The sequence below is a fragment of the Pseudomonas protegens genome (assembly GCF_013407925.2).
Taxonomy (GTDB): domain Bacteria; phylum Pseudomonadota; class Gammaproteobacteria; order Pseudomonadales; family Pseudomonadaceae; genus Aquipseudomonas; species Aquipseudomonas fluorescens_AP.
The window spans coordinates 3855388-3867941 of sequence record NZ_CP060201.1 but is presented as its reverse complement, the minus strand read 5'-3'; the positions used below and the strand labels follow the sequence as shown (position 1 = coordinate 3867941).

Below are 12554 nucleotides of genomic sequence, written 5' to 3'. Positions count from 1 at the left end.
GTTCCTGACGGGGTAACGGGCGGAAAAACCGGCATTTGGCTATTTTTTGAGCAAAACCCTGCAAGGCACGATCTGCAAGTCCTGTAGCGCTAAGCGAACATCTTATCCACAGAAGCGCCAACAGACTTTGGGGGCAAGTGCTGTGCAAAAGTCGCTTCGGCGATTTCCCCGCCCAGGAAAAAAAGCCTTAAAAAACGCCCGCTTAGCCTGATCAAATTCTGTACAGACGGCTACAGGGCTTGTTGCACATGGGCTGGAGCAAGGCGCGAACACCTTATCCACAGCTCCGCGCACAGGGATTGTGAGTAACCCATCGCTACTCTAGTAGGCGCTGGCTTGCCAGCGAATGGCGGTCCCCAGAGATGTGCAAAACCCCAGCGACCCCTTCGCCGGCAAGCCGGCTCCTACGGTGGGTGCAGACGCGATTTCCCTGGTAGGAGCTGGCTTGCCAGCGAACCGCGGAGCCCAAAGGTGGGTGCACGGCCCGAGGGTTGTGCATAAACCTGAGCTCAGCGAACCACGCCTTCTTCGATCAGCAGTTTGAGGATGGCCTCGGCGCCGGCCTCAGGGCTTACGCCCTTGAGCACTTGACCGGTGCCGCCGCTGGCCTTGGCGGTGGCGGCCTTCATGCGGTCGGCGCCGCTCTTGGCCTTGATCACTTTCAGGCGCTTGGGCCGGGGCTTGGCCGGTTGCAGGCTGGAGGCTGTGAATAACTCGTCTTCCACCACCACGACCTGATCGGCCTGCAGTACGCCACGGCGCGCCGGGCCGTAGGCGCTTTGCCGCGGTTTCGGCGCGGCGTTATCCACAGTGGCGAGAAACGGCAGGCGCACCTTGAGCCGCCGCCGCTGGCCACGGGGCAAGGCTTGCAGCACATGAGCCACGCCGTCGGCCAGGGACTCGACTTGCGCCAGCCCCACCACCAGCGGCCAGCCGAGGTTCTCCGCCAGCAGGAACGGCAGCATGCCAGAGCCCTCGCCGGTTTCCGCCTGGCTGCCGGTGAGCACCACTTGGGCGCCCGCGTCGCGCAGGTACTGGGTCAGGATCGGCAGGGCATCGGCGCCTACCGGTTGCTCCAGCACGTGCAACTGCTCCAGGCCCATGCCCAGGTAAGCGCGCAGGGCCGGTTCGGCGACGTCGCCGGCATGCAGCACCTGCAGTTTGTCCCCCGCCAGTTGCAGGCCCAGCTCCACCGCGCGGGCGTCCTGTTCGGCGCGCCGTGGACGGCCGGAGGTCGGGTGCGCGCCTATCGATACCAGGCTGATCACATTGCTGTTCATAACGTCCCCTTAAGCCGCATCGCGCTTGGCGTCGTTGCGGTAGGCCGCTACCGCCGCGATCAAGGCCTTGAGAATGTCCGCGCTGTCGCCAATCACCGACAGATCGGCGCGTTTGATCATGTCGCAGCCCGGGTCGAGGTTGATCGCCACCACCTTGTCGCAGGCGCCGATGCCCTGCAGGTGCTGGATCGCCCCGGAAATGCCCACCGCCACATAGACCCGCGCGGTGACCCAGATGCCGCTGGCCCCCACTTGCCGATCCCGGGCCATGAAGCCGTCGTCCACCGCCACCCGCGAGGCGCCTTCGGTGGCGCCCAGGGCCGCGGCGGTCTGGTGAAACAGTGGCCAGTCCTTGACCCCGTTGCCCCCGGAAAAGATGAATTCGGCCTCGGCCATGGGAATCACCGCCGGGTCCACCGCCACCGCGCCCAGATCCTCGATCCGCGCCAGGCTGCGGGCCACCGTTGTGGATAACTCCACCGGCAAGGCTTCGTGGCGGGTGTCGCTGACCGGCTCGGCGCATTCGGCGGCGGCCAGGATCAAACGTGGCGCTGGTCGCGCCAGGTCCTGTAGACCGGCGCCGGCACGGCCGATGCACTGCCCGTCCTTGACCTGCCAGACCCGGGTCGCTGGGCGTTCGCCCAGGGCCGCGGCCAAGCGCCGGCCCAGTTCGCCACCGCCGCTGCGACTGTCAGGCAGCAGCCAATGGCGCGGGCTGAACTGGTTATCCACAGCCCGCAGGCCCTGCACCCGTTGTTCCGGTGCATAACCGTCGAACTCGCTGCCGTGCAGCACCAGCAGGCGGTCGACACCCGCCGTGGCAAAGGCCGATTCCTTGTGCTCGCCAAACACCACCGCCAGCACCGCGCCGTCCTGGCCCGCCAACTGATGGGCCAGGCCCAGCAGGTCGCGGTCGTGGCTGCTCAGGCGGCCGCCGACCATATCCGGCACCACGCTGATGTAGAACGCCGGCTGCGCCACTTGATGCAGCGGCAACTGCACCTCGGCCGCCGCCGTGCGCTTGGCGCTGCCGCCCTGCTGGGCGCCACTGCGGTCGATGCGCTTGAGGCCATTGGGCCCGATGAAACCGATGCCGTGGGGGTTCTTGCGGATCAGGCCATTGGGCCCCATACAGCTGTGTTGCGCCGGCTGCATGGCCGCGTGCAGCGGGTGCAGGCGGTTGCGGGCGATCCATTCGGCGCGGGGATCGCGGCGGATAATCTCGCTCATCAGTGCACCTCCGCAGGTTCAGGTTTCACCGACGCCGGCGCTTTGCTCGGGGCGGCGTCTTCGAGCAAGGCGTCGGCCACCAGTTCGGCGATGTCCTTGATCATCGGCCGCGGCTCCACCACCCCTTCGAGCATGGCCGTGCACTGTGGACAACCCACGGCCACCAGCTCGGCGCCGGTCTCGCGGATGTCTTCCATGCGCATGTCGGGAATCCGCTGCTTGCCCGGAATGTCGGTGATCGGCGCCCCGCCGCCACCGCCGCAGCAACGGGAACGGAAGCCCGAGCGCTGCATTTCCTTGATCTCGATACCCAGGGCCCGCAGCACTTCGCGCGGCGCTTCGTACTCGCCGTTGTAGCGGCCCAGGTAGCAAGGATCGTGATAGGTCACGCTGCTGCCTTTGTGCTGGCCCAGGTTCAGCGCACCGGCACCAATCAACTCGGCCAGGTAGGTGCTGTGGTGCTGCACCAGGTAGTGGCCGTTGAAGGCGCCGTACTCGTTTTTCAGCACATGGAAACTGTGGGGGTCGCAGGTGACGATGCGCTTGAAGCGGTACTTGGCCAGGGTCTGGATATTGCGCTTGGCCAACAGCTGGAAAGTTGCTTCGTCCCCCAGGCGTCGGGCCACGTCGCCGCTGTCGCGTTCTTCCAGGCCGAGCACGGCGAAGTCCACCTTGGCTGCTTTCAGCACTTTGACAAAGGCCCGCAGGGTGCGCTGGTTGCGCATGTCGAAGGCGCCGTCGCCGACCCAGAACAGCACGTCGGTGCTTTGCTTTTCGCTGAGCAGGGACAGGTTCAGGTCCGCCGCCCAGTTCATCCGTCCGCCGGGGTTGAAGCCGCCGGGGTTGTCGGTGGCGATCAGGTTTTCCAGGACCTCGGCGCCCTTGTTCGGGGTCGCGCCCTTTTCCAGGGTCAGGTGACGACGCATGTCGACGATGGCATCGACGTGCTCGATCATCATCGGGCATTCCTCGACGCAGGCCCGGCAAGTGGTGCAGGACCACAGCGTCTCGGCGTCCACCAGGCCGTTGACGATGGGCTGGTGCGGATGGCCGCCGTGTTCGCCAATGGCTTTGCCAGGGTACGGGCTGCCAGCGAACTGCGCGTCGGTGCCACCGGCCAGGCCGACCACCATGTCCTGGATCAGCTTCTTCGGGTTCAGCGGCTGGCCGGCGGCGAAGGCCGGGCACGCCGCCTCGCACTTGCCGCACTGCACGCAGGCGTCGAAGCCCAGCAGTTGGTTCCAGGTGAAGTCCTTGGGCTTTTCCACCCCCAAAGGCGCACTTGGGTCTTCCAGGTCCAACGGCTTGAGGCCGGTGGAGCGACCGCCGCCAAAGCGCTCGGCGCGCCGGTGCCAGGCCAGGTGCAGGGCGCCAGCGAAGGCGTGCTTCATCGGCCCGCCCCAGGTCATGCCGAAGAACAGCTCGGACACGCCCCACAGCACACCCACCACCAGAATCGTCGCCAGCACCCAGCCACCAAAGTGTTCCGGGAGAATCCCGGCCACCGGCAAGGTCACCACAAAGAAACTCACGGAAAACGCCAGCAGGCTTTTCGGCAAGCGCATCCACGGGCCCTTGGACAGGCGTGCCGGCGGGTTGCGCCGACGCTTGGCGACGAACAGCGCGCCGACGAACATCAGCGTGGTGGCCAGCAGCAAGGCGTAGCCGAGGATGCGGTTATGCAGGCCGAAACCATGCACCAGGATCGCCAGCACCGCCGCCAGGACGAAACCGCCGGCGGTGGCCACGTGGGTGTTGGCCATGTATTTGTCCCGGGCCACCACATGGTGCAGATCCACCATGTAGCGCTTGGGCATGGCCAGCAGGCCGCCGATCAGATCGACCTTGGAGGCTCGCCCCCGGCGCCACAGGGCCACGCGTCGCAGCGCGCCGAGGAGCGCCAGGCCGACGGCGGCGAACAGCAGAATGGGAAGCAGGGTGTTCAACATCACAATCACCTTAGGGTCAGCTGCAAGCGGCTAGCTTCAAGCGGCAAGAAAAAGCAGGGCTGAGCATGCGCTCTCACTGGCCGCGCAAAACGTGCAACGGCGGCTAAAAGTCCTTACAGAGCGTAAGAGGCATGCGACAAGCAAAAGCACTGCCGAATGCCTGCTTTAGCTTGCCGCTTGCCGCTTGAAACTTGCCGCTGCCGTCAGAAATCCTTGCACAGGCGCAGTGCGTCGTAGATCGCGGCATGGGTGTTGCGCTGGGATACGCAGTCGCCGATGCGGAACAACAGGTAGCCCTCCCCCGTCTCGCTCAGGCACGGCTGCGGCTTGATCGCGAACAGCGCCTCGACGTCGATCTGGCCCTTGTTGCGCGAACCTTCCTTGAGCCCGTAGTAGAGCTCTTCGTCGGGACGCACGCCGTTTTCCACCACCACCTGGTCCACCACCCGCTCTTCGCGGGCGCCGGTGTATTCGTTCTCCAGCACCGCCACCAGCTTGTCGCCCTCGCGGTAGACCTTCTCCAGGGTCAGGTCCCCGGTCATGATCACTTCCTTGGGGTACAGGCTGCGGTAGTAGGTGGGGAACGAGGTGCCGCCGACGGCGATGCCCGGCTTGATGTCGTCGGTGACGATCTCCACTTGCGAGCCCTTGTCGGCGATGAAGTCGGTGACCGACATGCCGGTGAACTCGCAGATGGTGTCGTAGACCAGCACGTTCTTACCCGGCGCCACCTTGCCGTCGAGGATGTCCCAGCTGCTGACCACCAACCCTTCGGCGGCGCCCCAGTGTTCGTTCTGCTCGATGAACGGATGGCCGCCCACGGCCAGCACCACCACGTCGGGGCGCAGGTCGAGGATGGTCGCGGTGTCCGCCGCGGTGCCCAGGCGCAGATCGACCTTCAAGCGCGCCAGTTCCAGCTGGTACCAGCGGGTGATGCCGGCGATCTGGTCCCGTTGCGGGGCCTTGGAGGCGGTGGTGATCTGCCCGCCAATGGCGTCTTTTTTCTCGAACAGGGTCACCTCGTGGCCACGTTCGGCGGCGACGCGAGCGGCTTCCATGCCGGCAGGGCCGGCGCCGACCACCACCACCTTGCGCTTGATGCCGGTGGTCTTCTCGATGATGTGCGGCACGCCCATGTATTCACGGGAGGTGGCGGCGTTCTGGATGCACAGCACGTCCAGGCCCTGGTACTGGCGGTCGATGCAGTAGTTGGCGCCGACGCACTGCTTGATCTGGTCGATCTGGCCCATCTTGATCTTGGCGATCAGGTGCGGGTCGGCCATGTGGGCGCGGGTCATGCCGACCATGTCGACGTAGCCGCCTTCGAGAATCCGCGTGGCCTGGTTCGGGTCCTTGATGTTCTGTGCGTGCAGCACCGGGACCTTGACCACTTCCTTGATGCCCGCCGCCAGGTGCAGGAACGGCTCCGGCGGGAAGCTCATGTTGGGGATCACGTTGGCCAGGGTGTTGTGGGTGTCGCAGCCCGAGCCGACCACGCCGATGAAGTCCAGCATGCCGGTGTCGTCGTAGTACTTGGCGATCTGCTTCATGTCCTCGTGGGACAGGCCGTCCGGGTGGAATTCGTCGCCGCACAGGCGCATGCCGACGCAGAAATCGTCACCCACTTCAGCGCGCACCGCCTTGAGCACTTCCAGGCCGAAACGCATGCGCTTCTCAAAGGTGCCGCCCCATTCGTCGGTACGCTTGTTGACCCGCGGGCTCCAGAACTGGTCGATCATGTGCTGGTGCACCGCCGACAGTTCGACGCCGTCCAGGCCGCCGGCCTTGGCCCGGCGCGCGGCCTGGGCGTAGTTGCCGATCACCCGCCAGATCTCTTCCGGCTCGATGGTCTTGCAGGTGGCGCGGTGCACCGGTTCGCGCACCCCGGACGGCGACATCAGGGTTGGCCAGTTGAAGCCGTCCCAGCGCGAGCGGCGGCCCATGTGGGTAATCTGGATCATGATCTTGGCGCCATGCTTGTGCATGGCGTCGGCCAGGTTCTGGAAGTGCGGGATGATGCGGTCGGTGGACAGGTTCACCGAGCTCCACCATTCCTGGGGGCTGTCGATGGCCACCACCGAGGAACCGCCGCAGATCGCCAGGCCGATGCCGCCCTTGGCCTTTTCTTCGTAGTACTTCACATACCGATCAGTCGTCATGCCGCCGTCGGTGGCGTAGACCTCAGCGTGGGCGGTGCTCAGCACACGGTTGCGGATGGTCAGTTTGCCGATCTGGATCGGCTGGAACATCGCTTCGAAAGCCATTTTTCTTAACTCCGCTTACAACGGTTTGACGACGAACAGGCCATCGTCGTGGCCTTCTTCGGAACCACCGTAAACCTGCTCTGCCACGGTGCGGATCTTGCTGCCCCGGGCGGCCAGGATCTGGTCCATGGCGCCGGCGAACCAGCCGGTGAACATGTAGTCGACCTTGCGCCCGACCTTGCCGTACACGTAGACGAACGCCGAGTGTTCGAGCTTGACGCTGGCGGTGCCTTTATCCAGGTCGATGTCCTGGATCTTGAACAGGCCCCAGCCACGCTGGGACAGGCGCTTCATGTAGTGTTCGAACACCGCGACGCCTTCCAGGCCGTGGCATTCGGCTTCTTTTTCGCACCAGTGCCAGGCGGACTTGTAGCCGGCCTTGTAGAGGATCTCGGCATAGGCCTCGGCGCCCAGGACTTCCTCGATGCCCATGTGGTTGTTGACGAAGAAATGCCGTGGCACGTAGAGCATCGGCAGGGCGTCGGAGGTCCAGACACCGGTTTCGCTGTCGACTTCGATAGGCAGTTGCGGGGCGATCTTGGCCATGTTTCAAAACTCCGGAATTCTGTAGATAAGTACGTCTGTAGCCGCTGCCGCAGGCTGCGAAAAGGCTCGAAGAGCCTTCCGAGGGCCGCAAGAGCGCGTCTCCTTCGGAGCCGATCGCAGCCTGCGGCAGCGGCTACAGGAATGTGCTGTGGGGGGAGGCCTTATTCGCCCCAGACGTCCTTGAGGACACTGACCCAGTTCTCGCCCATGATCTTGCGCACCACGCGCTCGCTGTGGCCGCGTTTGAGCAGGGTCTCGGTGAGGTTGGGGAACTCGCCCACGGTGCGGATGCCCAGCGGGTTGATGATCTTGCCGAAGTTGGTCAGGCGGCGGGCGTAGCCCTTGTCGTGGGTCAGGTACTCGAAGAAGTCCTGGCCATGGCCCTGGGTGAAGTCGGTGCCGATGCCGATGGAATCCTCACCGACGATGTTCATGGTGTACTCGATGGCTTCGGCGTAATCGTCGATGGTCGAATCGATGCCCTTGGCCAGGAACGGCGCGAACATGGTCACGCCGACGAAACCGCCGTGGTCGGCGATGAATTTCAGTTCGGCATCGGACTTGTTGCGCGGGTGCTCCTTGAGCCCCGACGGCAGGCAGTGGGAGTAGCAGACCGGTTTCTTGGATTCGAGGATCACTTCCTCGCTGGTCTTGGAACCGACGTGGGACAGGTCGCACATGACCCCGACGCGGTTCATCTCGGCAACGATCTCGCGGCCGAAGCCGGAGAGCCCGCCATCACGCTCGTAGCAGCCGGTGCCCACCAGGTTCTGGGTGTTGTAGCACATCTGCACGATGCCCACGCCCAGCTGCTTGAACACCTCGACGTAGCCGATCTGGTCTTCGAAAGCGTGGGCATTCTGGAAGCCGAAGAGGATGCCGGTCTTGCCCAGCTCCTTGGCCTTGCGGATGTCCGCGGTGGTGCGCACCGGCATCACCAGGTCGCTGTTTTCGCGGATCAGTTTCTGGCTGGCGGCAATGTTGTTGACCGTGGCCTGGAAGCCTTCCCAAACCGACACCGTGCAGTTGGCCGCGGTCAGGCCGCCCTTGCGCATGTCCTCGAACAGCTCGCGGTTCCACTTGGCAATGATCAGCCCGTCGATAACGATGCTGTCGGCGTGTAATTCGGCTGGGCTCATCAGGCTGTCCCCTTGTTGGCGATTCATGCGCCGAATCGTCTGCCGGCGCTTTGGGGTCAGCATATGCTTGAGGGCCGGGGCGCCTGGGTGCAAAAACGACAGGGGAATTGCCGAAAGCGTCAAGCACCGACAAAGGGCCGGACGCAGGGCACAGACCGCCTCTGTTCTTTACCGGGGGCTTGCGCCAGAATTCGCCGCTTCAACGAAAGCGTCACTGGATGAGGGCAGCGCTGCAATGAAACCGATCTTCCTGGCCTTGTTACTGATAACGACCGGCGTACAGGCGGCCGAAGAGGCCGACAACACGCCCTGCGACGGCGTGGAAAACGACGTGCAGACCCTGGAATGCGCGACCTACAACCGCACCACCGCCGAACAGTTGCTGAGCGACAACGTGCAAAGCCTGCTGGAACGCCTGGGCACTCTGTACGGCAACGACAAGGCGCAACTGGCCGACATCAGCGCCAAGGTCAAGAACGCCCAGCAGCTGTGGCAGAAGCAGCGCGAAGCCGACTGCGCGGTGGAATCCTTCCCGGCCAAGCCCGGGACCAAGGCCTACACCATCGCCACCAATGATTGCCTGGCGCGGATGAGCGACGAGCGTTCGGAGTTCATCGAGTCCATCGCCCAGGAATGACCCGCCACCGCGGGTGGGAGCGGGCTTGCCCGCGAAGCATGTCCGGCCCGAACCCATGTCGCGGCTGGAAGAGCTTCGCGAGCAAGCTCGCTCCTACACGGGTCAGGGAGTCCGCGGCGGGGTCAGGCGCCGCCGCGAAAGCATGAGACGCCCCAGGCGGTGAGCTTGAACGGCAGGTGGTAGTGCTGGCGCGGGTCGTCCAGGCCGAAGCGATACACCAGCACATCGAGAAACGGCACGTGCGGCGAGGCGTGGCCCTGGGCTCGATAGAACGCCGCCACGTCCAACTCCACCTCGTAGACGCCCCGTTCGAAGCGGTTCGCCAGCTCGCTCAGCGGGGCCAGCAGGCCGTTGTCGGCAATCTGCCCTTCGCAGAGCCACTCCTCGCCCAGGCGGCGTACCCGAACCTGCATGCCTGCGGCCACCTGGCCGCTGGCGACATCCACCACATGGATGGACACTCCGCCGTTCATTTCCAGAACCCCACATGGGCCTGGGCCGCTTCGTTCTCCAGCATCGGCCCGAACACCGGGATCTGCCGTTGCCCGCGGGCAAAGACTTCCCGGCATGGCAGGGAAAAGGTCGGGTTTTCCGGGTGATCGCCGGTCAGTTCCAGCAAGGCGTGTTCGGACAGGGCGTAGACCACCCGGCCAATCCCGGTCCAGTAGATGGCCCCGGCGCACATGCAGCAGGGCTCGGCGCTGGTGTACAGGGTGCACTGGGCCAGCTCCTCGGGGCCCATGAGCCTTGCGGCCTTGGCGGCAGCGGCCAGTTCGGCGTGCTGGGTCGGGTCGCCTTCGGGGGGCATGGAGTTGTTGCCGGCACTGGCAACGATCTTGCCGTTGCGGTCCGCCACCAGGGCGGCGAACGGGTGGCGACCGCGGGCCTTGGCCTCTTCGGCCAGTTCGATGCTCTGACGCAGCAGGTGCAGGTCCAGTTCGCTGACGCCGGCAGGGATAGGAGAAAGCATCTGGGTCATGGAGACCTCCTTTTCATGGGCAGAGTCCCGTCGAAAAAGACGGGTTGAAAGCAACTGTCAGTCATCGAGTCCGGCATGGATCGGCAGCGCGTCGGCCGCCGGCTCGCGGGGGTTGAGCAGCAGATTGAGGACGATGGCGGTGATGGCGCCGAGAAAGATGCCGCTTTCCAGCAGCAGTTTGAGGGGCCCATGGGCGTGGGCGAACAGCGCCGGAAAGGACATCGGCAGCACGCCGACACTGACCGACACCGCGACGACGATCGCGTTGCGGGTGCCCTCGAACCTCACCCGCGACAGCTCCTGGATCCCGGCCACGGTGGTCATGCCGAACATCACGATGGCGCAACCGCCGAGCACCGGAGTCGGCACTGCGGCCACCAGGGCGCCGAGCTTGGGAAACAGGCCCATGAGCACCATGATGGCGCCGGCGGCGGCCACCACGAAGCGGCTCTTGACCCTGGACAGCGCGATCAGCCCGGTGTTCTGGGTAAAGGCGTTGTAGGGAAAGCTGTTGAACAGGCCGCCCACCAGGGTCGACAGACCATCGGCGCGAAAGGCATCGCCCAGGGTGCGCTGGGTGGTTGGCTTGCCGGTGAGCTTGCCGATGGCCAGGCAGTTGCCGGTGGTCTCGGCCATGATCACCAGCATCGCCAGGGTCATGATCAGGATCGGCATCAGGGAGAACTGCGGGGTGCCGAAAGCCATGGGCGGGCTCAGTTCGAACCAGGCCGCGTCGCCGACCTGGGCGAAGTGGGTCATGCCGAACGCCGCGGCGATCAGGCTGCCGACCAGCAGGCCGATCAGCACGCTGAGGTTGCCGACAAACCCGGAGAACCTGCCGTAGATCACCAGGGTCACCGCCACCGTGGCCAGGCCCAGCAGCAGATTGGCCGGCGCGCCGAAATCCGCCGCCGCCGGGTTGCCGCCCCCCAGCCAGATGGCCGCCGCCGGCATCAGGGAAATGCCGATGATGGTGATCAGGCTGCCGATCACCACCGGCGGAAAGAACCGCAGCAGACGACTGAACAGCGGCGCCAGGGCAATGGTCAGGGCACCGGCGGCGATCACCGCACCGAACACTTCGGTCAAACCAAACTGCTTGCCGATCATGATCATTGGCGCCAGGGCAATGAACGAACAGCCCTGGATCAAGGGCAGCCGCGCGCCGAACCGCCAGAAGCCCAGGGTCTGGATCAGAGTGGCAATACCGGATGTGAGCAGGTTGGCGTTGATCAACAAAACCACCTGGGCCGGGGTCAGGCCCAGGGCATTGCCTAGAATCAACGGCACCGCCACGGCGCCGGCGTACATCACCAGCACGTGTTGCAGGCCGAAGCTGAACAACTGGCGAACGGGCAGGACCTCGTCCACGGGATGTACACGGGAAATAGTCATGTCGCAGGTCTCCTGAAGGTGCGGCTTTTGTTGTTCTGGCAGGCATCCGGGAGCAGCGCCCCGGCAGGAAGTTCGGACGGCGGCGCCCATGATCTGTGCTTGAATGCGATGCAACAAATGAGCACCCATCGTTTTTAACGATGGATGGCACAAGCCTGTCTGGGCTCGGGAGACGCGATGCGCTTTTCACTGGAACAACTGCAGATGTTCGTCCAAGCGGCACAAACCGGTTCGTTTTCGGCGGCTGCACGCAAGCTGGGCAAGACCCAGTCCACGGTCAGCGTGGCCATCGCCAATCTGGAGGACGACCTGGGAGTGGAGCTGTTCGACCGCAGCAGCCGCAGCCCGGTGCTGACTGCCAGCGGACGCAAAATGCTGCTGCAGGCCGAGGCGGTGCTGGAGCGCTGCCTGACCCTGCAGGCCAGTGCCGACTGCCTGTCCCAGGCGCTGGAGCCGCAACTGACGCTCGTCATCGAAACGCCCTACGGCCCGCTGATGCCGGCGTTGCAAGAGTTCGAGCAAGCCTTCCCCTATGTCGACCTGCTGATCCGCCATCCGCTGTCCGGCGATGCCAGCGAACTGGTGACCCGGGGCGAGGCGGTGCTGGGCATCGCCTTTTCGCAACCCGGCTATCCCCAGGAACTGGAGTTCCAGCAGTTGGGCAAGCTGATCATGTTGCACGTCTGCCACCCGGACCACCCGCTGGCGCGACTCGACAGCGTGACCTTCGACGACCTGCATGGGCATCGGCGCCTGGCCTTCAGCGCCCACGCCGACAAGCTGCCCAGCAGCGAGTACCTGCGCTGCAGCCAGCTGTGGCAGGCGGAAAACTACCTGGCGCTGCTGGAGATGGTCCGCGCCGGCCTGGGCTGGGCCACCCTGCCCCGGCAACTGATCCAGCGCGAACTGGCCAAGGGCGAGCTGGTGGAACTGCAACTGGGCGCCTACCCCCATACCGACTGGCTGGTGGGCGTGGACCTGCTGTGGGCCCGGCAGCGAGTGATGGGCAAGGCCGAACGCTGGCTCAAGGAACGGCTGCTGCGCCAGAAGGTGTACGAAGTGGACCGGCGCGGGCAGTCCACGACCTGGTAACGCTGGCGCGGGCAACAAAGCGACAAGGTTCCAGGCTTGGCCG

The 12554-nt window shown here is 64.9% G+C and carries 11 protein-coding genes; 2 read left to right on the top strand and 9 right to left on the bottom strand.

The genetic code is table 11. From position 1 onward, the window contains the following. Positions 1-509 precede the first annotated feature (509 nt). The 6 genes from GGI48_RS17930 to GGI48_RS17905 form a co-directional block, all read right to left on the bottom strand. Positions 510-1280, bottom strand: a complete 771-nt coding sequence (locus GGI48_RS17930; RefSeq protein WP_179599422.1) for an electron transfer flavoprotein subunit beta — start codon at positions 1278-1280, stop codon at positions 510-512. 9 nt (positions 1281-1289) lie between these two features. Further along, positions 1290-2510, bottom strand: a complete 1221-nt coding sequence (locus GGI48_RS17925) for an electron transfer flavoprotein subunit alpha/FixB family protein (RefSeq protein ID WP_179599420.1) — start codon at positions 2508-2510, stop codon at positions 1290-1292. Next, entirely contained in the window at positions 2510-4459 is a 1950-nt protein-coding gene (gene dgcB / locus GGI48_RS17920) for a dimethylglycine demethylation protein DgcB (RefSeq protein WP_179599418.1), read from the bottom strand. The genes GGI48_RS17925 and dgcB overlap by 1 nt, the downstream gene beginning before the upstream one ends. Positions 4460-4662: 203 nt before the next feature. Next, positions 4663-6723 carry a dimethylglycine demethylation protein DgcA gene (gene dgcA, locus GGI48_RS17915; protein WP_179599416.1) on the bottom strand — a complete coding sequence of 687 codons (2061 nt, stop codon included), beginning with the start codon at positions 6721-6723 and terminating at the stop codon, positions 4663-4665. A 15-nt stretch (positions 6724-6738) separates the two neighbouring features. Continuing rightward, entirely contained in the window at positions 6739-7269 is a 531-nt protein-coding gene (locus GGI48_RS17910; RefSeq protein ID WP_016962810.1) for a 4-vinyl reductase, read from the bottom strand. Positions 7270-7430: 161 nt separating this feature from the next. After that, positions 7431-8408, bottom strand: a complete 978-nt coding sequence (locus tag GGI48_RS17905; protein ID WP_179602050.1) for a dipeptidase — start codon at positions 8406-8408, stop codon at positions 7431-7433. Positions 8409-8643: 235 nt separating this feature from the next. Here GGI48_RS17905 and GGI48_RS17900 point away from each other — a divergent pair, with 235 nt between their 5' ends. Next, positions 8644-9045, top strand: a complete 402-nt coding sequence (locus GGI48_RS17900) for a lysozyme inhibitor LprI family protein (protein WP_016967158.1) — start codon at positions 8644-8646, stop codon at positions 9043-9045. 122 nt (positions 9046-9167) lie between these two features. Here GGI48_RS17900 and GGI48_RS17895 read toward each other — a convergent pair whose 3' ends face one another. The 3 genes from GGI48_RS17895 to GGI48_RS17885 are packed head-to-tail and all read right to left on the bottom strand — an operon-like array spanning position 9168 to position 11419. Continuing rightward, entirely contained in the window at positions 9168-9518 is a 351-nt protein-coding gene (locus GGI48_RS17895; protein ID WP_047306429.1) for a hydroxyisourate hydrolase, read from the bottom strand. Then, entirely contained in the window at positions 9515-10024 is a 510-nt protein-coding gene (locus GGI48_RS17890) for a nucleoside deaminase (RefSeq protein ID WP_179599414.1), read from the bottom strand. Before GGI48_RS17890 ends, GGI48_RS17895 begins: the two co-directional genes overlap by 4 nt. 57 nt (positions 10025-10081) lie before the next feature. Then, on the bottom strand, positions 10082-11419 hold the full coding sequence (locus tag GGI48_RS17885; protein WP_179599412.1) for a nucleobase:cation symporter-2 family protein: 1338 nt from the start codon (positions 11417-11419) through the stop codon (positions 10082-10084). Positions 11420-11596: 177 nt separating this feature from the next. On the opposite strand from GGI48_RS17885, the gene GGI48_RS17880 reads away from it, so the two are divergent. After that, entirely contained in the window at positions 11597-12511 is a 915-nt protein-coding gene (locus GGI48_RS17880; RefSeq protein WP_179599410.1) for a LysR family transcriptional regulator, read from the top strand. The last annotated feature ends 43 nt before the right edge of the window (positions 12512-12554 follow it).